Annotated in this window: 24 protein-coding genes (1 of these 24 running past the window's edge); 22 read left to right on the top strand and 2 right to left on the bottom strand. The window is 41.6% G+C overall.

Features of this window, described 5'->3' with window-relative positions:
• The first annotated feature begins 322 nt into the window (after positions 1 to 322).
• From rpmH to yidC, 4 genes are all read left to right on the top strand, one after another.
• On the top strand, positions 323 to 457 hold the full coding sequence (gene rpmH / locus J8Z28_RS17855; RefSeq protein WP_008488847.1) for a 50S ribosomal protein L34: 135 nt from the start codon (positions 323 to 325) through the stop codon (positions 455 to 457).
• Positions 458 to 464: 7 nt separating this feature from the next.
• Positions 465 to 887: a ribonuclease P protein component gene (rnpA, locus tag J8Z28_RS17850; RefSeq protein ID WP_058583673.1), complete on the top strand. Its 423-nt coding sequence runs from the start codon at positions 465 to 467 to the stop codon at positions 885 to 887.
• Between the two features lie 128 nt (positions 888 to 1,015).
• A complete protein-coding gene (gene yidD / locus J8Z28_RS17845) occupies positions 1,016 to 1,288 on the top strand; it encodes a membrane protein insertion efficiency factor YidD (protein ID WP_054563758.1) in 273 nt (90 codons plus the stop codon).
• Positions 1,289 to 1,296: 8 nt separating this feature from the next.
• The gene (yidC, locus tag J8Z28_RS17840; protein WP_130166141.1) at positions 1,297 to 2,928 is read left to right on the top strand and encodes a membrane protein insertase YidC; all 1,632 of its coding nucleotides are present in this window, start codon (positions 1,297 to 1,299) and stop codon (positions 2,926 to 2,928) included.
• 57 nt (positions 2,929 to 2,985) lie between these two features.
• On the opposite strand, the gene J8Z28_RS17835 is transcribed toward yidC, so the two are convergent.
• Positions 2,986 to 4,191, bottom strand: coding sequence for a PepSY-associated TM helix domain-containing protein (locus J8Z28_RS17835; protein WP_062564599.1), 1,206 nt, complete (start codon positions 4,189 to 4,191; stop codon positions 2,986 to 2,988).
• Between the two features lie 9 nt (positions 4,192 to 4,200).
• Positions 4,201 to 6,348: a TonB-dependent siderophore receptor gene (locus tag J8Z28_RS17830; protein WP_062564598.1), complete on the bottom strand. Its 2,148-nt coding sequence runs from the start codon at positions 6,346 to 6,348 to the stop codon at positions 4,201 to 4,203.
• Between the two features lie 209 nt (positions 6,349 to 6,557).
• Here J8Z28_RS17830 and mnmE point away from each other — a divergent pair, with 209 nt between their 5' ends.
• From mnmE to J8Z28_RS17740, 18 genes are all read left to right on the top strand, one after another.
• Complete coding sequence (gene mnmE, locus J8Z28_RS17825) at positions 6,558 to 7,922, top strand: tRNA uridine-5-carboxymethylaminomethyl(34) synthesis GTPase MnmE (RefSeq protein WP_062564597.1); 1,365 nt, start codon at positions 6,558 to 6,560, stop codon at positions 7,920 to 7,922.
• 145 nt (positions 7,923 to 8,067) lie between these two features.
• On the top strand, positions 8,068 to 8,808 hold the full coding sequence (locus J8Z28_RS17820; protein WP_062564596.1) for an isocitrate lyase/PEP mutase family protein: 741 nt from the start codon (positions 8,068 to 8,070) through the stop codon (positions 8,806 to 8,808).
• Between the two features lie 585 nt (positions 8,809 to 9,393).
• Positions 9,394 to 9,843 (top strand): FMN-binding protein MioC, encoded by a 450-nt coding sequence (gene mioC, locus J8Z28_RS17815; protein WP_054554800.1) that lies wholly within the window; start codon positions 9,394 to 9,396, stop codon positions 9,841 to 9,843.
• A gap of 429 nt (positions 9,844 to 10,272) precedes the next feature.
• The gene (gene mnmG / locus J8Z28_RS17810) at positions 10,273 to 12,162 is read left to right on the top strand and encodes a tRNA uridine-5-carboxymethylaminomethyl(34) synthesis enzyme MnmG (RefSeq protein ID WP_062564595.1); all 1,890 of its coding nucleotides are present in this window, start codon (positions 10,273 to 10,275) and stop codon (positions 12,160 to 12,162) included.
• Between the two features lie 15 nt (positions 12,163 to 12,177).
• Positions 12,178 to 12,798, top strand: a complete 621-nt coding sequence (gene rsmG / locus J8Z28_RS17805; protein ID WP_054554802.1) for a 16S rRNA (guanine(527)-N(7))-methyltransferase RsmG — start codon at positions 12,178 to 12,180, stop codon at positions 12,796 to 12,798.
• A 13-nt stretch (positions 12,799 to 12,811) separates the two neighbouring features.
• Positions 12,812 to 13,597 carry a ParA family protein gene (locus J8Z28_RS17800; RefSeq protein ID WP_054554803.1) on the top strand — a complete coding sequence of 262 codons (786 nt, stop codon included), beginning with the start codon at positions 12,812 to 12,814 and terminating at the stop codon, positions 13,595 to 13,597.
• A 20-nt stretch (positions 13,598 to 13,617) separates the two neighbouring features.
• Positions 13,618 to 14,529, top strand: coding sequence for a ParB/RepB/Spo0J family partition protein (locus J8Z28_RS17795; RefSeq protein WP_054554804.1), 912 nt, complete (start codon positions 13,618 to 13,620; stop codon positions 14,527 to 14,529).
• Between the two features lie 159 nt (positions 14,530 to 14,688).
• Positions 14,689 to 15,069 carry an ATP synthase subunit I gene (locus tag J8Z28_RS17790; RefSeq protein ID WP_054554805.1) on the top strand — a complete coding sequence of 127 codons (381 nt, stop codon included), beginning with the start codon at positions 14,689 to 14,691 and terminating at the stop codon, positions 15,067 to 15,069.
• A gap of 15 nt (positions 15,070 to 15,084) precedes the next feature.
• Positions 15,085 to 15,942: a F0F1 ATP synthase subunit A gene (gene atpB / locus J8Z28_RS17785; protein WP_054554806.1), complete on the top strand. Its 858-nt coding sequence runs from the start codon at positions 15,085 to 15,087 to the stop codon at positions 15,940 to 15,942.
• 56 nt (positions 15,943 to 15,998) lie between these two features.
• Entirely contained in the window at positions 15,999 to 16,232 is a 234-nt protein-coding gene (atpE, locus tag J8Z28_RS17780) for a F0F1 ATP synthase subunit C (RefSeq protein ID WP_004335261.1), read from the top strand.
• 42 nt (positions 16,233 to 16,274) lie between these two features.
• Positions 16,275 to 16,745, top strand: a complete 471-nt coding sequence (gene atpF / locus J8Z28_RS17775; RefSeq protein WP_054554807.1) for a F0F1 ATP synthase subunit B — start codon at positions 16,275 to 16,277, stop codon at positions 16,743 to 16,745.
• 16 nt (positions 16,746 to 16,761) lie between these two features.
• The gene (atpH, locus tag J8Z28_RS17770; RefSeq protein ID WP_054554808.1) at positions 16,762 to 17,295 is read left to right on the top strand and encodes a F0F1 ATP synthase subunit delta; all 534 of its coding nucleotides are present in this window, start codon (positions 16,762 to 16,764) and stop codon (positions 17,293 to 17,295) included.
• Between the two features lie 14 nt (positions 17,296 to 17,309).
• Positions 17,310 to 18,851, top strand: coding sequence for a F0F1 ATP synthase subunit alpha (gene atpA, locus J8Z28_RS17765; RefSeq protein ID WP_054554809.1), 1,542 nt, complete (start codon positions 17,310 to 17,312; stop codon positions 18,849 to 18,851).
• 59 nt (positions 18,852 to 18,910) lie between these two features.
• Positions 18,911 to 19,771, top strand: coding sequence for a F0F1 ATP synthase subunit gamma (gene atpG, locus J8Z28_RS17760; RefSeq protein WP_054554810.1), 861 nt, complete (start codon positions 18,911 to 18,913; stop codon positions 19,769 to 19,771).
• Positions 19,772 to 19,803: 32 nt separating this feature from the next.
• Positions 19,804 to 21,189 carry a F0F1 ATP synthase subunit beta gene (gene atpD, locus J8Z28_RS17755; RefSeq protein ID WP_054554811.1) on the top strand — a complete coding sequence of 462 codons (1,386 nt, stop codon included), beginning with the start codon at positions 19,804 to 19,806 and terminating at the stop codon, positions 21,187 to 21,189.
• Positions 21,190 to 21,202: 13 nt separating this feature from the next.
• Positions 21,203 to 21,625 carry a F0F1 ATP synthase subunit epsilon gene (locus J8Z28_RS17750; protein WP_054554812.1) on the top strand — a complete coding sequence of 141 codons (423 nt, stop codon included), beginning with the start codon at positions 21,203 to 21,205 and terminating at the stop codon, positions 21,623 to 21,625.
• Positions 21,626 to 21,894: 269 nt separating this feature from the next.
• The gene (gene glmU, locus J8Z28_RS17745; RefSeq protein WP_062564594.1) at positions 21,895 to 23,253 is read left to right on the top strand and encodes a bifunctional UDP-N-acetylglucosamine diphosphorylase/glucosamine-1-phosphate N-acetyltransferase GlmU; all 1,359 of its coding nucleotides are present in this window, start codon (positions 21,895 to 21,897) and stop codon (positions 23,251 to 23,253) included.
• Between the two features lie 143 nt (positions 23,254 to 23,396).
• Positions 23,397 to 24,662, top strand: the 5' portion of a protein-coding gene (locus J8Z28_RS17740) for a choice-of-anchor I family protein (RefSeq protein ID WP_062564593.1). The gene runs 573 nt beyond the window's last position; 1,266 of the gene's 1,839 nt are visible here — the first part of the coding sequence; its start codon is at positions 23,397 to 23,399; its stop codon lies off the right edge, out of view.

Raw genomic sequence — 24,662 nt, 5'->3', positions numbered from 1 at the left:
ACTGATTTTTAAGAAAATTATTTTTTAAGCTCGAACAGTGATCATAACAAATCTGCAGCCAGATCGCGATCAAATTCTACGATCGAATTGGCTTTTCCCAAGCTTTTATTCACTTTTTATACAGAGGCTGTGGAAAACTTCTTATTTATGATGATCCTATATGATCAGTTAAAAGGATCCTTTATAATTACGGCCTCTGCAGCGTTTTAATGATTGACTTTTGTTGTCTTCATCTATAATATCTCGCGCTCGCAATGGCACCTGTGCCAGGATCGCGACCTGCATAGGATGTTTTAACCTTAACCGATCGGATGGAATTGTTATGAAAAGAACTTTTCAACCTAGCGTTTTAAAACGCAAACGTACACACGGTTTCCGTGCTCGTATGGCAACAGCAAATGGCCGTAAAGTATTAGCTCGTCGTCGTGCTAAAGGCCGTAAAGTTCTTTCTGCTTAATATATAAGTGGAAGACTTTAGCTTCAGCAGGGAGTTACGTCTGTTAACTCCCTCGCATTACTCTCGAATCTTTAATGAACCAGCACGCGCTGCGACTCCTTTCTTTACCCTATTAGCTAAACGCAATGACCAAACTAATCCTCGATTAGGTCTTACGGTCGCAAAAAAACGCGTTAAAAAAGCCTGTCAACGTAATCGAATTAAACGACTTGCTCGCGAAAGTTTCCGTTTAAATCAACATAAACTCGATAACATTGATATTGTGCTTATGGTTAAAAGTGGTATTGATGAACAGTCCAACGAAGAGCTAACAAAGCAACTAAATAAATTGTGGCGAAAAATTAACGAACGCTGCAAGCCTGGTGCACCTAAACCACCACCATTTAAAAAACGCCCGAATAAATCAGCTAAATCTAATAAACAAGCCTGATAGCAATAGAATTACAGGCTTAATTAAGGTATCTTTAGCTCACCTTTTAATCATGCATTTAAAATTCTACGATGGGAATTTAAATTCATGGTATCCATTGACTAAATTAACGCAGGGGCAGACACATCATGAGGTTACTTAAACCACTTGTTGCTATTCCAAAGCGCTGTTTAGTCATGCTAATACGCGGCTATCAAAAATGGATAAGCCCACTATTAGGCCCGCATTGTCGTTTTAATCCAACCTGCTCTAGTTACGCTATTCAAGCAATTAATTTGCATGGAAGTGTAAAAGGCAGTTGGTTAGCTGTTAAACGCATATTAAAATGCCACCCTTTACATGCTGGTGGGGATGATCCCGTACCGGCAAAAAATCATATTAACCACCAACACGAGAAATAAGAGCTGTTATGGAATCGCAACGCACGTTTTTATTAATCGGCTTGATGCTTGTGTCGTTTTTATTATTTCAAGAATGGAATAACGACTACAACGCACCAAAGGCTGATCCAAGTGCCACAACACAAACACTAGGCGCAACAACACCAGAATCTGATGACTTTATTCCTGCATCATCTGACGGTGAAGTTCCAGCTGTAACGACAGCAAAGCGCTCAGTTATCGATGTAACAACTGATGTATTCACTGTTAAAATTGACACCCGTGGTGGTGACATCATTGAAACAGACTTACTTCAGTACGAAGAAGAAAAAGGCAGTAACACACCTTACATGCTATTAGGTGAGTTCGATGGTAAGCAATACTTCTCGCAAAGTGGCTTAATTGGTTTAAATGGTCCTGACGCAACTGTTGCTGGTCGCCCTGTTTATAAAACCACACAAAAAGCATTCACTTTAACGGGTGATGAGCTACGTGTACCACTTGAGTTTACTGACAGTAAAGGTGTGACGTTTACTAAAACTTATATCTTCAGAAAAGGCGACTACGCTGTAGATTTAGAGTACACAGTAAACAACGTAACAGCTGATCCAATTCAAGTTCAGTTATACACGCAAGTAAAACGCACAGTACAAGAAAAAGGTAGCTTAGTAGATCAAAACTACTTAGGCGCAGCATTTGGTACTGAAGAAGAGCCATACGAAAAGTACAGCTTCTCAGACATGGCTGATAAAAACCTTAACATCACTACAGCTGGCGGCTACATTGCATTTATCCAACACTACTTTGTAAGTGCGTGGGTACCAAAGCAAGACCAACAAAATACCCTTTACAGCAAATTAGTTGCTGGTAATGCGGCAATTATTGGTACTAAAGGTGAAGCAGTTAACGTACAAGCTGGTACGCAAGCAACACTTAGCTCAACTTATTACATGGGCCCGAAAGAGTCTGACGTACTAGAAGCAATCCACCCAGACTTAGACCTAACTGTAGACTATGGTTGGTTATGGTTTATCTCACAACCATTATTCGTACTACTTAAGTGGTTACACAGCATCCTAGGTAATTGGGGTCTAGCTATCATTGCAATCACGGTTATCGTTAAAACGGCAATGTACCCGCTTACTAAAGCACAATACACGTCAATGGCTAAGATGCGTGCCTTACAGCCTAAAATGGCTGCACTAAAAGAGAAGTATGGTGATGACCGTCAAAAATTCGGTCAAGCTATGATGGAAATGTACCGCAAAGAAAAAGTGAACCCTATGGGTGGCTGTTTCCCACTGTTACTACAAATGCCAATCTTCTTAGCGTTATTCTACGTATTCTTAGAATCAACTGAGCTACGTCATGCTGAATTCGTTTTATGGTTAAATGACTTATCAGCAATGGACCCATACTACGTATTACCTGTTTTATTTGGTTTAAGTATGTTCATCACTCAAAAGCTGCAACCTATGACGGTTACTGACCCTATGCAGCAAAAAATGATGACCTTTATGCCAGTTGTATTCTCTATTTTCTTCTTATGGTTCCCATCTGGCCTAGTACTTTACTGGTTAGTATCGAACCTTATCTCAATCGCACAGATGCTAATCATCTACCGCGGTATGGAGAAAAAAGGTATTAAGGTAAGAGGCTAAACTCTTAACCCAATAAAAAAGGCGCTAACTGCGCCTTTTTTAATGCCTGAAAAAAAACTAACCGAGAATAGGAGAATAAACTTGATTGGGCACACTGCGTTCAGTAAAGCTCAAACTTGTTGTTAGTAACGAAGCAACTACCAAACCGATTGCAACCACCCCAGATAAACCAAGCCACTTTACAGCCGTTGATTTACGCTTAACCCTAAGCCAACTCATATAGATGCCAGCAGCGCTTACAAAGCTCATCAATGCACCAAATAGCCCCCAAATAAGCTTGGTACCAATTCCTGCAAAGTTACCAAAGTGCAGCGGATCAGCGGTGTCTTTAATTCGTGGAAGCAGGTTGAGTTCTTCCCCTTTTTGTATGCCTAGAACTTCACCGGAACTTGGTTTTAAATAAACCCGGTTAGCACGAAGGCGTAGTAAAATATCATCGTTATAACCACGTACTTCAATAGGCTGTTCCGCTTTATTAGGATAACGAATATAGCGAATATCAAGGCTAGGAAATGCCTGTTGAGCAGCTGTATAAGCTGTAGCTAAACTAATTGGCGATAGATCTTTGCGAGGGCTTTGTTTCTTAAACTCACTCACGGCTGGTGGACTAGAGACATAGTGAGGTACCTTCGCAGTTTGCAGCCCATGTTCTACCAGATACCAAATCCCTGTGATGGCCATCACAGCAATAAACCATAAACTCCAAAGCCCTAACAGCTTATGCCAATCAGACCAACTACTACGTTTATCAAGGCTTAGCGCAGCAGGCTTTTTCATAAAGCCTTGCCACCAGCGCCGATACACATAAAAACTCGAGACCAATAAAATAACGAGTAAAATACTCAAACTGGTGACGATTAGTTTACCCATCCAGCCCATCGACAAGTTCATATGCCAGTTACGTAAAAACCGCGATATCCGCGCCCACTCTCCTTCACCGAGTAAGCGACCCGTTGCAGCATCTAAATAAACAAAGCGAAATGAATCACCGACTTTAAGAGCCGCTTCAATGGCAAGGTAATCTTGCTTATGACGTTGGATATAAAGTAACTGAGCTTGCGGATAATGCTTATTAAGAGTGTTTTCGAGAGCTGGGTAGTTAGTCGAAGCAGAAGAAGTTAAAGCACGGTACTTAGCGTCTGTTAAGTACTCGAGTTCATGACTTAACGTAGCGAGTGTTCCCGATACGCAGGTAACAAAAAGCAGGACTCCAACAAAGAGTCCTGCCCAAGAATGTAAGTTAAACCAACTTTTAGCGTTCACACGCCACCATTAAAAACTGTATTTAGCACTTAAATAGACACGGCGTGGCTCACCAGGAAAGTGCCCTGTTCGCTCGATAAAGCCACTGCTTGCGTATTCTTTATCAAATAGGTTCTTAACTGATAGCTGCCATTGCCAGTTATCAACGGTTGTTTGCCACGCCATGTTGTAAACAGTGTAAGGTTTAACACGTTGACCACCTAAACTAAGCTGTTCATCAACATAATCTAAGCCAGCAGAAATAGATGACGATAAGCTAGGTAGCTCATAGCGTGTCCATATACCTAGGGTATTTTGCGGCGCGTTAGCAAATTTATCGCTATCAGGAATTTGGTTACGAATGCTGTCGTTGGCTTTAGTAATACGGGTATCATTATAAGCGTAGCTTGCAGTAACTACCCAGCGCTCAGTGATGTCACCAACCACTTCAAGTTCAAAACCCTTACTTTGTACTTCACCAACGGCAACTAGGTCATCAACGCCGTCACCTGCAACATCACCTAATAAGCTAGGCTGCAGGATGTTTTCGCGGACAATATCGTACACAGCCATATTAACAGCAAGTGTGTCTGCTAATAGCTTGGTTCTTAAACCTAACTCGTTAATGCGGCTAGTCTCCGGCGAGAACGGACCGCCCTTTGCTGTTTCTTGATTACTCGCACTTTGCGGCACAAAGCCAGTGCCATGTAGCGCATAAGGGAAGAACATATTATTAATGTTATAGCTAGTACCAATACGGTAAGTTAAGTCGCTATCAGAAAACTCGGTTTGATTTAACAGATCTTTATCTTCAAAGCGGTCATACCTTAAGCCAGCTGTCACACTCCAATTAGCGGTGATATCTAGCTGATCTTGCAAGTAGGCACCAAAGCGGGTGCTATTCGTTTTGCCAAGCCTAGGTGTAATACTATCAAGGTTATAATCATCAGCAGAGGTTAAACCATACTCAGGGTTGTTAAGATCAAGTCCTGGTACTGGGCCACCTTTACTTTGTTGCGTAGCTGTACGGTAAACGCTTTCAAAATCATGTTCATACCAGTCACTACCAAACAACACTTGATGCTGCATGTCTGCAACTATAAATTCTGCAATCGCATTAGCTGTTAAGCTAAAACCTTCGTTCTCACGTACTTGATCACGAAATTCACGATGACTCCAATCAACAATACCGTCGTCATCTGTATCTACGAGGCCTCTTGGTTCATGGTAGTTTTGCACTTCTTTGTTATCAAAATAACGTGCTGTGACATCTGTGCGCCAAACATCATTAAACTCATGTTTTAAAGTTGCCTGATAGACATGGGCTTCAACATTTTGAAAGTCTGTTGCCTCGTTATGGTTCCAGCTAATGTCAGTTAGAAAATTGCCATTATCATCAGCAGGGACACCACGTAAACGTGCCCCACCCAACTCCTGCTCTATATAGGTATACTGCGTGGTTAATTCAGTTGCACTATTTATAAGCCACGTATATCCAAGATCAACAATGGTATTATCGCTGCTAGTATTTGCACGGAATGGTTTTTCAGTATCACGGTAAAGACCAACACGGTAAGCATGATTATCAAGTGATTCACTCAATGTTCCTGTGCTTTCTAATGCACCACTGAAGAAGTCATCATTACCTACTTCAACTTCAATACTGTGTTCACTGGTGAATTTAGGCTTCTTAGTTACATAGTTAATAATACCACCCGGATTACCACTACCGTATATAGCGCCAGCAGGTCCTTTTAAAACCGCAACTTGTTCAATATTAAATAATTGCGGTACAGCAAAGCCATTGAAAGGGTCGCCCTTTACGCCATCATATAAAATCTCATCTTGGCGGAAACCACGGAATGTCACGCCTGAATAACTAAAGGCATTAACACCAGCTATATTGCTATAAAGGTCGGTAATTTGGCGAGCAGCCTGATCACTGATCAGCTCCTGCGGCAAAATTTGAATTGACTGAGGAATTTTCTCTAAAGGTGTATTGGTACGAGTAGCAAAGCTAGACTCGGTTGGGCGATATAAAGAAAACGCACGGCCAACAACTTCTATTTTTTCGAGTTCTTTAGAATCATTTTGATCAGAAGTAGTCACTTCAGTTTGAGCATGGGCAACGCCCGAAAAACCAGCAGCAAGTGCAATAAAAACAGCAGAAAGACGCATAATAAAAAACGATAAGATATAGAATGCGCAACATGGTAATGAATATAATTATCATTTGCAATGGTCGTTTATTATTAATTAAAGCTAAATAAAGTATTACTTACATCAGACTTTTGCTACCTCATTACTCAAACAGCTATTCGCATGAAATTAAGCCATAGGTTACAATAGAGCCAGCATTCATTCTTTTATTGGCATTATTTCATCGCATGATTAATCAAGACACAATTGCAGCACAAGCGACCGCACCAGGACGTGGTGGGGTTGGTATTATTCGCGTCTCTGGCAGCTTAGCTAAAACAGTGGCAGAACAGATTATTGGCCGTTGTCCTAAAACACGTTACGCAGACTATGTACCATTTAAAAGCTTGAGCGGTGAACAGCTTGACCAAGGTATTGCTATTTACTTCCAAGGGCCAAATTCATTTACCGGCGAAGACGTACTAGAACTACAAGGTCACGGCGGCCCTGTCGTATTAGATATGCTATTAAAAGAAATTAGCCAAATTGACGGTGTACGTTTAGCAAAACCAGGTGAGTTCTCTGAGCGCGCATTTATGAATGATAAGCTTGATTTAACTCAAGCAGAGGCAATTGCCGATTTAATTAATGCAACCAGTGAACAGGCAGCAAAAAGCGCCCTCCAATCACTGCAAGGTGAATTCTCTAAACATATTGAAACGCTGGTGGAGAAAGTCATTCACCTACGTATGTATGTTGAAGCCGCTATTGATTTTCCAGATGAAGAAATCGACTTTTTATCAGACGGTAAAGTATCAACAGATCTCAATGCCATTATTGATCAGTTAGAGAATGTAACTCAGCAAGCTAAACAAGGTAGCATCATGCGTGAAGGTATGCGTGTTGTTATTGCGGGTCGCCCTAACGCAGGTAAATCAAGCCTACTTAATGCGTTAGCTGGCCGTGATGCAGCCATCGTTACCGAAATAGCTGGTACAACACGTGACGTATTACGCGAACATATCCACATTGATGGTATGCCACTACATATTATTGATACCGCAGGCCTGCGTGAAAGCCCAGATAAAGTAGAGCAAATTGGTATTGAACGCGCATGGGATGAAATTAACCAAGCCGATCGCGTACTATTTATGTTAGACGGCACAGACACAGCAGCCACTGATCCTCATGATATTTGGCCAGAGTTTATGGCCAAATTACCAGAGGGTATGGGTGTTACTGTGATCCGAAATAAAGCCGATATTTCCGGTGAAAATGTCGGTATGGATGAACATGAACAATATCCGGTGATCCGTTTAAGCGCTAAAAATGCAGAGGGTATAGAGTTAGTTCGTACTCACTTAAAGGCATGTATAGGTTTCCAAGGCGCCACTGAAGGTGGATTTATGGCACGCCGTCGTCACTTAGACGCACTTGATCATGCAGCCTATCATTTAAACACAGGTAAAGAGCAACTAGAGATGCATATTGCTGGTGAGATCTTGGCTGAAGAGTTACGCCTAACTCAACAGTTCTTAAATGAGATAACAGGTGAATTTACCTCTGATGACCTACTAGGGAAAATCTTTAGTTCGTTCTGTATCGGTAAATAAGTTCCGGTCATCAATATTATAAAAAAGAGTCTTGCGACTCTTTTTTGTTTTTAGTCCAGTAAGCAATTATCGGTTCAGGGCCGAAACCAGCCAGTAATTAACCTCATATCAATTAGTCTAGCGATGTCATTAAACGGAGGACATCATGGACAAATATCAACTCTTTCACCAATTACACCACCAGCATGGGGGCTTTGTACTTGCTAATGCGTGGGATCTTAGTTCAGCACAATTCATCCAAGCTGCGGGAGCTAAAGCAGTAGCAACAACCAGCTGGGGTATTGCGGCAAGTTTAGGGTTAGCTGATGGTGAAAACATTTCTTTTAAAACTCAATTAGCACTAGCTAAAAGCTTAACCGAACACCTTCATATTCCACTCTCTGTGGATTTAGAGTCAGGCTACAGTAATGATCCGCTGCAAATTAGCGAAAACGTTTTGGCGTTAGCAAGATTAGGAGTTGTAGGCATCAACATAGAGGACTCAGATAAAGACACTAATGCACTGAGATCTATCGAACAACAATGCACTATTATTAGTGAGATAAAAAAAGCACTTAACGAAAATGGCTTCGGTGGTTTATTTATAAACGCCAGAACCGATACCTACTTTGTTAGTGACTCCCCTTTTCAAGCAACATTAGAGCGTGCGAAAGCGTATCAAGATGCAGGTGCAGACGGTCTGTTTGTGCCCGGCTTAACTAACATAGAGCACATAACCAGCTTAGCTAACACAATAGATATGCCATTAAATGTGATGGCAATGAGCAATTTTAACTCAGCAAAAGCCGCTTTCGCTGGTGGTGCAAAACGGTTTTCATTGGGTAATTCACTCTATGATCTAGTCGGTAATACGATAAAAACCAGTTTAACTCAGATCGAAAACTAACTTAGCGAGCTAAAAATTAGATCAAAACAGCTTTTAAGATCGAATTTAGCTAAAAATGTTATCCACATTTGGGGCTTTTTTAGATCTAAAGGCTGATTTGATCATAAAAAAACGCGGAAATTTGAATTTATTTTCATACAACAGCCCTTTTTGATAACTAATTTTCTTAAAAACAGCCTTTATTAGCGCTTATTTAAGTTTTTTCCGATCTATTTTATTGATCGCAAATTGCAAACCGATCGTTATCAACAAGCGATCTATCCACAAAACGATCATACTCACTATTTTTATCAGATCTGAAAAATTAAGCGCTTACACATAATTAAAGATCAACAACTTAGCAAAGTTATACAGTTTCCAATATTTAGCTTGATCAGAACTTTCCCCAAATTTATTAACAGCTTGATCAAAGGGTTTAATTTATGAATAAATATAAAAAACTATTAAAAACAGTAGATTATAAAAAACAATGAATTAAAGCTGTCATTTTAAGCAGAAAAACTTATTCAGATCGTAATTCAACGCTTTACTCACACCCTAACTTAGTTATCATGTGGCCACTTATTTCTATACATGATCAATCACATGCAATCAGTAAATATCATCGTTGGCAGCCAAATGGGATCTGCAGAATACGTGGCAGAGCAACTAGCAGAAGCCCTTGAACAACAAGGGATCCAAGTGCAGCTTCATGAACAGCCTGTATTTGATGATATTGATCAGCAAGATACTATTTGGTTGTTATGTACTTCTACATACGGCGCGGGAGACTACCCAGAGAACCTACTGCCATTTGTTGAGTCTATTAACCAACAGGCTGATCTTAAAGGATTAAACTACAGTGTGATCGGATTAGGTGACACTAGTTACGACACCTATAACTATGCAGGCCGTAATCTAGATGAGTTATTAGCTAATAAAGGCGCAAACCGCGTGGCAGAACGCTTAGAGCTAAATATTCTTGATGAAGCATTGCCAGAAGACACGGCATTAGCCTGGTTACCAAGCTGGATCGAATCAGCAGGGCTCAATTAAGCCGATCGGTGTTGATCGTTGTTATAAAAGTTACCCACAATTTACTGATAATTTAGATCGGATTGTGGATAAACACTGATCTAACTGCGATTTTAACCTAGTTTATCCCTTGGATAAGATCCAATCGATATTGCCCTGTGTATAAACAGCCCTTTTGATCAAAGCTTTTACGCGGGAAGATCCGATCATATTAACACCTTTAGATCTGCGTTAAGATCATGTTTTAAATAGTAAAGCGAACATTATCAACAGATCTAGCCGTTACTAGTAGTAAGAGTAATAAAAGATCTCTTTAAAAGATCCTTTATATTATTAGAGATCACCCACTTAGATCTTGAGCACTGTTTAATCATTTATCTTCTCTAAATTTCTAGGTAGAATACGCTCCCTTTACAAAGTTTTGCTGGTCGATTAAGTAGGATCCCATAAATGATTTTTCACGAACGTTTTGATGTTATTGTTGTAGGTGGTGGACATGCAGGTACTGAAGCTGCATTAGCATCTGCTCGCATGGGCATGAATACCCTATTGCTAACTCATAATATGGATACCCTTGGTCAAATGTCTTGTAATCCGGCAATTGGCGGTATTGGTAAAGGCCATTTAGTTAAAGAGATCGATGCACTTGGTGGTGCAATGGCTCAGGCTATTGATAAAGGCGGTATTCAATTTCGTACTTTAAACTCATCTAAAGGCCCTGCAGTACGTGCTACACGTGCTCAAGCTGACCGTGCTTTGTATAAAGCAGCTATTCAACACACTTTACAACATCAAGAAAACTTAAAGATCTTCCAACAATCATGTGACGATCTAATCGTTGAAGGTGATCGAGTAATCGGTGTTGTAACGCAAATGGGTCTACGTTTTAGTGCGCCTTCTGTGGTTCTTACCGTAGGTACTTTCTTAGGTGGTCAGATCCATATAGGTTTAGAGAACTTCAAAGGCGGTCGTGCAGGTGATCCACCTTCAATTGCACTTGCAGAGCGTTTACGTGAATTACCTTTCCGTGTTGATCGTTTAAAAACAGGCACGCCTCCTCGTATTGATGCGCGAACTGTTGATTTTAGCAAGATGCAAGAACAGCCTGGTGATACCCCTACGCCTGTATTCTCATTTATGGGTAAACAATCGGATCACCCACAGCAGATCCCGTGTTACATCACTTATACAAATGAAAAAACACATGATGTGATCCGCAATAACTTACATCGCTCACCTATGTATTCAGGTGTAATTGAAGGTATTGGTCCACGTTACTGCCCTTCAATCGAAGATAAGATCGTACGTTTTGTTGATAAAGACAAACATCAAATCTTTGTTGAGCCTGAAGGTTTAACATCATACGAATTATATCCAAATGGTATTTCAACGAGCTTACCGTTTGATGTACAGCTTGAAATTGTGCAATCAATCACTGGTTTTGAAAATGCACATATTTGTCGTCCTGGTTATGCTATTGAGTATGACTTCTTTGATCCGCGCGACTTAAAGCAATCATTAGAAACTAAGTTTATTAATGGTTTATTCTTCGCAGGCCAAATCAATGGTACAACCGGTTACGAAGAAGCCGGCGCGCAAGGTTTAATTGCGGGTATGAACGCCGCATTACAAGTACAAGGTAAAGAGTCTTGGACACCTCGTCGTGATGAAGCATACACAGGTGTACTCATTGACGACCTAGCAACATTAGGTACTAAAGAACCGTACCGTATGTTTACTAGCCGTGCTGAATACCGTTTATTACTTCGTGAAGATAATGCCGACATTCGTTTAACTGAGAAAGGCCGTGAACTTGGCTTAGTTGACGATGCTCGTTGGGCTGCCTTTAACGAAAAAATGGAAATCATCGAAAAAGAAACGCAACGTTTAAAAGAAACATGGATCCACAAAGATCACGTTGCTGTTGATCAAGTAAATGCATTATTAAAAACACCACTGACTCGTGAAGCGAGCCTTGAAGATCTGATCCGCCGTCCTGAAATTCGTTATAACGACTTAATGGCGATCGATGGTTTAGGTTCTGAGTTTGATAACCAAGCTGCACTTGAGCAAGTTGAGATCCATACTAAGTACGCAGGCTATATTGCTCGTCAGCAAGATGAGATCAATAAGCAGCTACGTCATGAACAAACTGTATTACCAAAAGACTTTGATTATTCAACTGTTTCTGGTTTATCAAATGAGGTTATCGCAAAGCTTACTGATAGTCGTCCAGATACAATTGGCCAAGCGTCACGTATTTCAGGTATCACCCCTGCTGCTATTTCGCTATTATTAGTCTATCTGAAAAAGCAAGGCTTACTGCGCAAGACTGCGTAGTTGGTGAGGAATACAGTGTTACAACAACAATTAACTTCGCTGTTAGCGCAAACTGATATTGCGCTAACAGAAAAACAGCAACAACAACTTGTGCAATATGTTGAATTATTAGACAAGTGGAACAAAGCGTATAACTTAACCTCTGTTCGTTTACCTGAAGAAATGATGGTTAAACATATTATGGATAGCTTAGTTGTTGCACCACACCTTAAAGGCAAACATTACATTGATGTAGGTACGGGTCCTGGTTTACCGGGTATCGTATTAGCCATCGCTTTACCTGATACACAATTTGTATTGTTAGATAGTTTAGGTAAACGCGTGCGCTTTTTGATGCAGGTAAAACATGCACTTGGTCTTGAAAATGTAACCCCAGTGCAGTCTAGAGTTGAAGAATATCAACCAAGTGTTAAATTAGATGGTGTATTAAGTCGTGCATTCGCCTCTTTACAAGATATGGTTGACTGGTGTGCGCACTTGATTGATCATTCAGGTAAATTTATCGCCTTAAAAGGCGTATTTCCGAGCGAAGAACTAGACTCATTACCTAAAGGTATTAAGTTTGATGAAAAAATCAGCTTGGAAGTACCTGAGTTAGATGCGCAAAGACATCTAATCATTCTATCTAAAGACTAGGGATCAGAGCACTGTGGCAAAAGTCATCGCATTAGCAAACCAAAAAGGTGGTGTTGGTAAAACAACCACCGCTGTGAATCTCGCGGCATCGATGGCCGCGACGAAGCGTAAAGTGTTATTAATCGATCTTGATCCGCAAGGAAACGCTACCATGGGTAGTGGTGTCGATAAATACGGTGATGTTGCGACTATTTACGATTTATTGATTGAAGAAACACCAATCGATGAAGTGATCAATAAAGAAACCTCAGGTGAGTATCACTTAATTGCTGCTAATGGCGATGTGACTGCCGCTGAAGTTAAACTAATGGAATTGTTTGCTCGTGAAGTGCGTTTACGTAATGCGCTTGAACAAATTCAAGACCAATACGATTTCATTTTTATCGACTGCCCGCCTTCACTTAACATGCTTACTGTTAATGCAATGGCTGCCGCAGATTCGATTTTAGTTCCGATGCAATGTGAGTATTATGCCCTTGAAGGTTTAACGGCATTAATGGATACCATTACGCAGCTATCTAAGCTAGTAAACCCAGCGTTAACAATTGAAGGGATTTTGCGCACCATGTATGATCCGCGCAATCGCCTTGCAAATGATGTATCAGAACAACTCAAACAACATTTTGGCGATAAAGTATATCGTACCGTTATCCCACGTAATGTCCGTTTAGCAGAAGCGCCGAGTTTTGGTGCCCCTGCCATGTATTATGATCGTGCATCAAGTGGTGCTAAAGCTTACTTAGCCCTAGCCGGCGAAATGTTACGTAGAAAAGAGAAAACATCTTCAGCAGTAGCCTAACTTCGAGGTAAAAAAATAACATGTCTGCTAAAAAACGCGGTTTAGGCCGAGGACTCGACGCTTTATTAAGTTCATCAAAACCTGCCCCAAGTGCAAATAATCAGCAACAAGCGACAGCAACACCAGAGCAAGTCTCTGAAGTTGTTGCAGAGCAAAGCAAAGGTGAGCTGCAAAAATTAGCGATTGAGTTTTTACAATCGGGTAAATATCAACCGCGTAAAGACATGTCTGAAGAAGCGCTAGAAGAGTTAGCCAGCTCAATTCGTGCTCAAGGCATCATTCAGCCAATTGTTGTGCGCCAAATTGGTGCAGACAAATATGAAATTATTGCTGGTGAACGTCGTTGGCGTGCTGCTCAACTTGCAAAATTAGATGCTGTTCCATGTATCATCAAAGATGTACCAGATGAAGCAGCCGTTGCAATCGCATTGATTGAAAATATCCAACGTGAAGACCTAAACGCGATGGAAGAAGCGATTGCATTGAATCGTTTACTTAACGAATTTGAACTCACTCATCAACAAGTCGCCGAAGCTGTTGGTAAATCGCGTACGACTGTGACTAATTTACTACGTCTAAATAATCTTAACGAAGATGTTAAAATCTTGTTAGAGCATGGCGACATCGAAATGGGTCATGCACGTTGTTTATTGGCACTTGAAGGCGAAGCGCAGTCAGATGCTGCTAGATTAGCGGTTGCTAAAGCGTTGACTGTTCGTGAAACTGAGAAATTAGTTCGCTCTATCTTAGAACCAGCCCCGAAAAAAGAAGTGCAAGAAAAAGATCCGGATGTCAAACAGTTAGAACAAAAACTTGCTGAAAATTTAGGCGCCAAAGTAGAAATAAACTACAATAAAAAAGGCAAAGGCAAACTGGTTATCTCTTATACAACTCTTGATGAGTTGGATGGCATTTTAAGCCGTATAAATTAAGACTATTCCCGTCATTAATTAATAACATGTCCAAAAAGAGACATTTGTGGTGTTTTTGCACTACAAAGGGTCGACTCAAGTTGCAAAACTGGTAGGAATCAGTATAATTTCGCCAGTTTTCATACCCTGACAATTTAACGTTCTAAAGGTTAACAAAACGTGACTAATAGGTTAGCAAGGCCGTATAGGCTTGCCGCATTTAAATTAATTTGTCTTCAGGGTATCGTAGCATTAATCGCTGCAGTAATTGTTTTTATAGGTTGGGGAGTCAATGCCGGCCAGTCAGCGCTTGCTGGCGGAGCTGTTGCACTACTCCCTAATTTTGTATTTGCTGTCTATGCATTCCGTTATATGGGTGCAAGTCGAGTAAATCAAGTGTATGCCTCGCTAAAGCGCGGCAACGGATTAAAATTTATGCTAACAATCGTTTTGTTTGCACTGATACTGAAGTCTTACACGGTCGTTTTATTACCGTTTTTCTGTGTTTATGTATTGGTGTTATTTAGCGGATTGTTTGCGCCCGTTTTTTTTAATCATTAACTTTTGGGATATAACATGGCTGCAGAAGAAGTAACTCTATCAAGCCATATTCAGCACCACTTAACTAACGCTAAGATGTGCTCGACCGACGCTGGTCTTGCCTTCAACAAAGCGTGTGCAGACAGTGGTTTCTGGACATGGAATATAGATACCCTCGCATGGTCAATCGGTCTAGGTCTTGTATTTTTATGGATCTTCCGTAGTGCCGCTAAGAAAGCAAATACCGGTGTACCTGGTAAATTTCAGTGCTTCATTGAAATGATCGTTGAGTTCGTTGGCGACAACGTACGTGACACATACCACGGTAAAAGCGCATTAATCGCTCCATTAGCTCTAACGATTTTCGTTTGGGTGTTCTTAATGAACTTAATGGACTTGATTCCGGTTGATTTCCTACCTGCATTCGCTGGCTTCGTTGGCGAGCAAGCATTTGGTATGGATTCTCACGATGTTTACATGAAGATTGTACCTACAACAGACATCAACATGACTGCTGCACTTGCTATTGGTGTATTCATTCTGATGATCGGTTACGCAATCAAAATCAAAGGGATTGGCGGATTCTTAGCTGAATTAACGCTTCACCCGTTTAGCTCTAATAACAAGCTAGCAATGGTGTTCTTAATCCCATGTAACTTATTACTAGAAACAATCGCTTTAGTTGCTAAGCCGTTCTCGTTAGCACTGCGTTTATTCGGTAACTTATATGCTGGTGAGTTGATTTTCATCTTGATCGGCGCAGTTGGTTTAATGCAACTACCGTTGCACTTTATTTGGGCTGTATTCCACATCTTAGTAATCGTACTGCAAGCATTCGTATTCATGATGCTTACAATCGTATACCTAAGCATGGCAAGCTCAGATAATCACTAATTTTTTACACTTTTAAAATTTAATTTTAATTTACAATTGAAACTTTGGAGAAAAAAATGGAACTAGTATTAGGTCTTAAGTATATCGCTGTTGCTCTACTTATCGGCTTCGGTGCAATCGGTACTGCAATCGGCTTCGGTAACATGGGTGGTAAATTCCTAGAAGCTTGTGCTCGTCAACCTGAACTTGCACCTTCATTACAAGTTAAGATGTTCATCCTTGCTGGTCTAATCGATGCCGTAGCTATGATCGGTGTTGGTATCGCAATGGTATTGTTGTTCGTACTTTAATATTATTTTTTGAACAGCTTACTATTTTAAGGAGGAGCGGTCGTGAACTTAACAGCCACTCTTATCGGTGAATTAATTGCATTTACGGTTTTCGTACTTTTCTGTATGAAATACGTATGGCCACCACTAAATGGTGCAATTGAAGCTCGCCAGAAGAAAATCGAAGATGGTTTAGCTGCCTCTGATAGAGCCGAAAAAGACTTAGAACTTGCGCAAAAGAAAGCTGCTGAGCAGCTTAAAGAGGCAAAAGCTCAAGCGGCTGATATCATTGAACAAGCTAAAAAGCGTGCCACGCTAATCGTTGACGAAGAAACTGTTCGTGGTCAACAAGAGCGTGAAAAAATTATTGCTCAAGGGCACTCTGAAATCGAAGCAGAGCGTAACCGTGTAACAGAAGAACTACGTAAACAAGTAGCGACGCTGGCAGTGGTTGGTGCTGAGAAGATTTTAGAGCGCGAAATCAATCAAGCCGCACACAGTGACATCGTTGAAAAACTTGTCGCTGAGCTGTAATTAGGAGGGTATGAGCATGTCTGAATTGGCTACTATCGCTCGCCCATACGCTAAAGCGGCTTTTGAACTTGCCGTTGAAAAAGGCACTGTTGAAAGTTGGAACGACATGTTGTTCTTTGCTGGCCACGTTGCCAGCAACGAGCAAGCCGCTGCCGCGCTAGCTGGATTGCCTACTGCTACTGAACAAGCAGATCTGTTTATCAAGATCTGTGCAGAGCAGCTCAACGAACAAGGTCAGAACCTAATCAAGGTGATGGCTGAAAATGGACGTTTAGTTGCACTGCCTGCTGTTGCTGAGTTATTCGCTGAATTTAAAGCGGACTACGACAAAGAAATCGACGTTGACGTGATTTCTGCAACACCGCTTGCTGCTGAGCAGCAAGCAACATTGGTAGCGGCACTTGAAAAACGTTTCGCACGCAAAGTTAAGCTGAATTGTAGTGAAGATACTACAGTTGTTGGCGGTCTTATCATTAAGGCGGGTGACACTGTAATCGACGGCTCAGTACGTGGCAAATTAGCCCGCTTAGCTACATCACTACAATCGTAATTGGGAAAAAGAGCATGCAACTTAATTCCACTGAAATTTCAGATCTGATCAAACAACGTATTGAGCAGTTCGAAGTTGTAAGTGAAGCTCGTAACGAAGGTACTATCGTATCTGTTACTGACGGTATCATCCGCATCCACGGTCTTGCTGACTGTATGCAAGGTGAGATGATCGAGCTTCCTGGCAACCGTTATGCTATCGCACTAAACCTTGAGCGTGACTCAGTAGGTGCTGTAGTAATGGGTCCTTACGCTGACCTTAAAGAAGGCGTAAAAGTTAAATCAACTGGTCGTATCCTAGAGGTTCCTGTTGGTCGTGGTCTACTTGGTCGTGTTGTTAACACACTAGGTGCACCTATCGACGGTAAAGGCGCTTTAGATAACGACGGTTTTGAACCTGTTGAGAAAATCGCACCAGGCGTTATCGAACGTCAATCAGTAGATGAGCCAGTACAAACTGGTTATAAATCTATCGATGCGATGATCCCAGTAGGTCGTGGTCAACGTGAGCTTGTGATCGGTGACCGCCAAACTGGTAAAACTGCATTAGCAATCGATGCTATCATCAACCAAAAAGGTACAGGCGTTAAGTGTGTGTACGTTGCAGTTGGTCAAAAAGCATCTACTATCGCTAACGTAGTACGTAAATTAGAAGAGCACGGTGCATTAGAAAACACGATTGTTGTTGTTGCATCTGCTTCTGAATCTGCGGCACTTCAGTACCTAGCACCATTCTCTGGTTGTACTATGGGTGAATACTTCCGTGACCGTGGTGAAGACGCGCTAATCGTATATGATGATTTATCTAAGCAAGCTGTTGCTTACCGTCAAATCTCATTACTACTTAAGCGTCCACCAGGCCGTGAAGCATACCCTGGTGACGTATTCTACCTTCACTCACGTCTTCTAGAGCGTGCATCACGTGTAAACGCTGATTACGTTGAGAAGTTCACTAATGGTGAAGTGAAAGGTAAAACAGGTTCATTGACGGCATTGCCAATCATTGAAACTCAAGGCGGCGACGTTTCTGCGTTCGTACCGACAAACGTTATCTCTATCACCGATGGTCAGATCTTCTTAGAAACTGACTTATTCAACTCAGGTATCCGTCCAGCTGTTAACGCTGGTATCTCGGTATCTCGTGTTGGTGGTGCAGCGCAAACTAAAATCGTTAAGAAACTAGGTGGTGGTATCCGTCTAGCGTTAGCTCAGTACCGTGAATTAGCTGCGTTCTCGCAGTTCGCGTCTGACCTTGACGATGCAACACGTGCTCAATTAGAGCATGGTGAGCGCGTAACAGAGCTAATGAAGCAGAAACAGTACGCACCAATGTCTGTTGCTGAAATGTCTCTGTCGCTATTTGCTGCTGAAAAAGGCTACCTAAAAGACATCGAAATCGCGAAAATCATGGATTTCGAAGCTGGCCTAATTTCTTATGCAAACAGCACATACGCAGAGCTAATGGCTCAAATCAATGAAACTGGTAACTACAACGCTGAGATTGAAGCTCAACTTAAAGAACTTCTAGAGAAGTTCAAGTCGACGCAAACTTGGTAATTTAGTTATGAATGGTGAGCTTTAGGCAACTAAAGCCCACCTGATTCGGAGAGAGAGTCATGGCCAGCGGAAAAGAGATTAAAAGCAAGATCGGGAGTATCAAGAATACTCAAAAGATCACCAGCGCAATGGAAATGGTTGCTGCGTCTAAAATGAAAAAAGCGCAGGAACGTGTGGCGTCAAGCCGTCCATACGCTGAAAACTTACGCCAAGTGATTGGTCGTGTTGCTCAAGCAAATCTTGATTTTACTCACCCTTTCTTAGAAGAGCGTGAAGTAAAACGAGTTGGTTATATTGTTATCTCTACTGACCGTGGTCTATGTGGTGGCTTGAACTCAAACGAGTTCAAAAAAGTTGCCCTAGATGTTAAAGCGTGGAAAGAAAAAGGCGTTGAAGCTGAATTTACTACTTTAGGTAGCAAAGCAGCTGGCTTTTTCCAACGTTTTGGCGGTAAGTTAGTCGCTAAAAAAGCGAACTTAGGAGATACACCTTCACTACAAGACGTTATTGGTCCTGTAAAGACAATGCTAGATGCATACTCTGAAGGTAAAATTGACCGCTTATACGTAGTATTTAACAAGTTCGTTAATACTATGAAGCAAGAGCCAACAATCGATCAGTTACTCCCTTTGCCAAAAGCTGAAGAAGAAGTATCTCAACATTCTTGGGATTACTTATATGAGCCAAACCCAGAAGCGATTTTAGAAGCTCTGTTAGTACGCTTTATTGAGTCTCAAGTATACCAAGGTGTAGTTGAGAACGCTGCCTCTGAACAGGCTGCCCGTATGGTTGCAATGAAAGCTGCAACTGATAACGCTGGCGACCTTATGGATGAGTTACAGCTTGTTTATAACAAGGCTCGTCAAGCTGCAATCACACAAGAAATTAGTGAGATTGTTGGCGGTTCGGCAGCAGTTTAACGCTTCGGCAAAGTTTAATGAGAGGAATAGACATGAGTTTAGGTAAGGTCGTCCAAATTATCGGCGCCGTTGTGGATATCGAATTTCCACAAGACAACGTGCCAGCCGTATATGACGCACTAAAAGTAACAGATGGCGACTTAGCTGGTTTAACTTTAGAAGTTCAACAACAGCTAGGTGGCGGTGTGGTACGTGGTATCGCACTTGGTACTACTGACGGTTTACGTCGTGGTACTGCAGTAGAAGGTACAGGTCAGCCAATCCACGTTCCAGTAGGTACGAAGACACTAGGTCGTATCATGGACGTATTAGGTAACCCTATTGATGAAGCTGGTCCAATTGGTGAAGAAGAGCGTATGTCTATTCACCGTGCAGCACCTTCTTATGAAGAACAATCAAGTTCAGTAGAACTTTTAGAGACTGGTATCAAGGTAATCGACCTTGTATGTCCATTCGCTAAAGGTGGTAAAGTTGGTCTATTCGGTGGTGCCGGTGTTGGTAAAACCGTAAACATGATGGAACTTATCCGTAACATCGCAATCGAGCACAGCGGTTACTCAGTATTCGCAGGTGTTGGTGAGCGTACTCGTGAGGGTAATGACTTCTACCATGAGATGAACGACTCAAACGTACTAGATAAAGTATCTCTAGTATACGGTCAAATGAATGAGCCACCGGGTAACCGTTTACGCGTAGCGTTAACTGGTCTTACTATGGCTGAGAAGTTCCGTGACGAAGGTCGTGACGTACTTTTCTTCGTTGATAACATCTACCGTTATACTCTAGCGGGTACAGAGGTATCAGCACTTCTAGGTCGTATGCCTTCAGCAGTAGGTTACCAACCAACTCTTGCTGAAGAAATGGGTGTACTTCAAGAGCGTATCGCATCTACTAAGACGGGTTCAATCACTTCAATCCAAGCGGTATACGTACCTGCGGATGACTTAACTGACCCATCTCCAGCAACAACGTTTGCTCACTTAGATGCAACAGTAGTACTTTCTCGTGATATCGCTTCACTTGGTATCTACCCTGCGGTAGACCCACTTGATTCATCTTCACGTCAACTTGACCCACTAGTAATCGGTCAAGAGCACTACGATACTGCGCGTGGCGTTCAAACAGTTCTTCAACGTTATAAAGAACTTAAAGACATCATCGCAATCCTAGGTATGGACGAGCTTTCTGACGAAGATAAGCAAGTTGTATCTCGTGCACGTAAAATCCAGCGTTTCCTATCTCAGCCGTTCTTCGTTGCTGAAGTATTCACAGGCGCGCCTGGTAAATACGTGTCACTTAAAGACACAATTGCTGGCTTCAAAGGTATCTTAAACGGTGAGTTTGATGATATGCCAGAGCAAGCGTTCTACATGGTTGGCTCTATTGAAGAAGCTCAAGAAAAAGCCAAAAGCATGTAATTAGGAGGGTAGTATGGCGGCTATGACTGTACATCTTGACGTAGTAAGCGCAGAAGAGAGCTTGTTCTCTGGTCTGGTTGAATCGATTCAAGTGAGTGGTAGTGAAGGTGACCTTGGTGTTAACTATGGTCACGCTCCATTATTAACTGCCCTAAAACCTGGTATGGTACGTTTAGTTAAGCAATTTGGTCACGAAGACGTGATGTATATTGCTGGCGGCACGCTAGAAGTTCAACCTGATCGCATCACGATTCTTGCAGATACTGCAGTACGTGGTGAAGACCTAGACGAGCAAGCGGCTGAAAAAGCTAAACGTGATGCTGAAGAGCAAATGGCGAATACGTCAACTGCTGAGTTAGATTATCAACAAGCTGCAGTACAGCTTGCTGAAGCAATCGCTCAACTTCGCGTAATTCAACAATTACGTAAAAAGTAAGCCTACTCGGTTTTCGAAAAGCCCACTTAACGTGGGCTTTTTTGTGTCTAAAATTCACTGTTTTATACCCTATTCTGATCATTGTACTTATAACCTGCACTTTTCCCCGCTACAATGTGTTAATTGATAATGAGCTAAGCTTTTATACAAGGTTCTTTCCTTCAAGCTAGGATTGAGTATTTGCACATGATGTGACTTGCGCAACTTTGCATGTTTATAGCTAAATTCATTACGTCCCACTAAAACAAAGAAAGAAGGATATTGTTTTAATGTCTCTGACTACCGTTATTCTCGCTGCGGGTAAAGGCACCCGTATGCGCTCTGCTCTACCTAAGGTATTACACAAAGTTGCTGGCAAACCTATGGTTCAGCACGTTATTGATAATGCCACTGCCCTTGGCGCTCGTGAAACAAATCTTGTTTACGGTCATGGCCGTGAGCAGCTTCAAGAAGCCCTATCGCACAACCAAGTAAACTGGGTATTACAAGAAGAACAACTCGGTACAGGTCATGCTGTCGCTGTTGCTAAAGAACACATTGCCGATGATGACACCGTATTAATTCTCTATGGTGATGTGCCACTAACAAAACGCGCAACCTTAGAAAAGCTTCTTGCTGCGACTCCAGAAAAAGGCTTAGCAGTATTAACGGTTACCTTAGATGACCCATCAGGTTATGGCCGAATGATCCGTGAAAATGGCAAGCTAGTAGGTATTATCGAACAAAAAGATGCTTCACCTGAGCAACTTGCGATTAAAGAAATCAATACCGGTATTATGGCTGCTAATGGTGCGCTACTTAAACGCTGGTTAGGTAACCTATCTAATAATAACGCCCAAGGTGAATATTACTTAACAGATATTGTGGCGATGGCACACAGTGAAGGTGTTGAAATTACTTCTGCACAGCCTGAGCATCCGATGGAAGTTGAAGGTGCTAATAATCGCGTACAACTTTCAGCGCTTGAACGTGCATATCAAGCATGGCAAGCAGAAGAGCTAATGCTAAACGGCGCAACACTTGCTGATCCTGCTCGTATTGATGTACGTGGTGAAGTAACGACTGGCGAAGACGTACTGATCGACGTTAATGTTATTTTCGAAGGTAAAGTAACGCTTGGTAATAACGTACAAATTGGCCCAAATTGCGTACTTAAAGATTGTACTATCGGCGATAACGTTGTTATTAAAGCTAACTCACTAGTTGAAGAAGCCAGTGTTGCTGCTAAATGTACTTTAGGTCCTTATGCCCGCCTTCGCCCTGGTGCGATTATGGAAGAAGACTCACACATTGGTAACTTCGTTGAGATGAAAAAGACTCGCTTAGGCAAAGGCTCAAAAGCAAACCACCTAACCTACTTAGGCGACACTGAAGTTGGCGAAAAAGTTAATATTGGCGCAGGTACTATTACTTGTAACTATGATGGCGTAAATAAATCAAAAACCATTATTGGAGATAACGCCTTTATCGGTTCTAACTCATCACTGGTGGCCCCTGTTAATATTGGCTCAATGGCAACGATTGGCGCAGGCTCTGTTATCACTAATACTGTTGAAGATGAGCAGCTTGCAGTCGCTCGTGGTAAACAACGTAACCTTACTGGTTGGAAGCGCCCAACTAAAAAGTAATGAGCTACCCTACTAATTTATAAATAAAAAGCGAGTTTATACTCGCTTTTTTTATGACTAAATTTTGTTCTCATAAAAGTGCCATATAGTTGTAATGCCTGCGTGTTGTAATTGCCTCAATACAACTCCAAGGAAAAATAATAATGTTAAAAAGATCAATTATTGCGCTATCACTTTTAACCATTCTTTCTGGCTGCTCATTAGACGGTGACGACGGCAAAGACGGCCTACAAGGTGAACAAGGTCCTGCAGGTCAAAATGGTACTAATGGAACTGATGGGGTAAATGGCACCGATGGTGCAAACGGAACTGACGGAGCAAACGGTACAGATGCAAACGCTGCTTTAACTATAAATCTTATCGGCCGTGCAGTGCTGAACGCAGAAAGCCCTGAAGGTGCTGCGGAAATTGTTGCTTACCAAGCATCTAAACAACGAATATTTGCTATCAATAGTTCCGGTGATTCTGCGGTCGTTAATATCATGAAAGCCGATAGCTTTGATCGTGAAGTTTTAGTTAAAGATAACGAAGGGGTAATAAACGGCACTAATTTAAGCTCAGAGATTACCCTTGCACTTAATGAGCACAGTGTGGGCGATGCAAACAGTATCGCTATTGATGCTAATAATGAACTTTTAGCAGTCGCTATGGCTGCAAGTAATACCGGTGATGCCGGTTTAATCGCATTTTATGATATTAGTGGCGACGAGCCTCAGTTTATTAAAAATGTTACTGTAGGCGCCCTGCCCGACATGGTTACTTTTAGCCATGATGGCAATAAAGTATTGGTTGCAAATGAAGGCGAACCCAATGGTGATTACAGTATTGACCCTGAAGGCTCTATCAGCATTATTAATATTAATGATGGTGTAATTGCAGATACTGCTATTAGCCTTACTTTTTCAGCTTATAACGACAAACAAGCAGAGCTTGAAGAACTTGGGATTGTATTTGCTAACCCGACAGGTCGAACAATCAACGGTAACTTGATTAATACAACCGTAGCTATGGATTTAGAACCTGAATACATCAGCGTTTCGAAAGACAATAAGTTTGCCTACGTGTCACTACAAGAAAATAACGCCCTTGCTATCGTCAATCTTGAAGATAATAGCCTAGAGCTTAAAGGCTTAGGATTTAAGGATTGGTCTAATTTACTTTTTGATGCATCAGATAAAGACGGTGGCGTTAACTTTAAATCGTACCCTGGTCTCTATGGCATGTATCAACCAGATACTATTTCAAGCTTTACCTGGAAAGGTGCTAACTTTATTGTCACAGCGAACGAAGGTGATGCACGAGAATACTTCTTTGATACAACCGACGAAGCTGATTGTTTAGCAAAAGGTGGTCTAGATTACGATGAAGATGATGGTTGTTTATCATATATAGATGAAACCAGAGCTAAA

Origin of the sequence: Pseudoalteromonas sp. SCSIO 43088 (genome assembly GCF_023650795.1) — a bacterium.
In the GTDB taxonomy this organism is placed as follows: domain Bacteria; phylum Pseudomonadota; class Gammaproteobacteria; order Enterobacterales; family Alteromonadaceae; genus Pseudoalteromonas; species Pseudoalteromonas shioyasakiensis.
The sequence above is the reverse complement of the archived record's forward strand: the minus strand, read 5'-3'. Positions and strand labels throughout refer to the sequence as shown.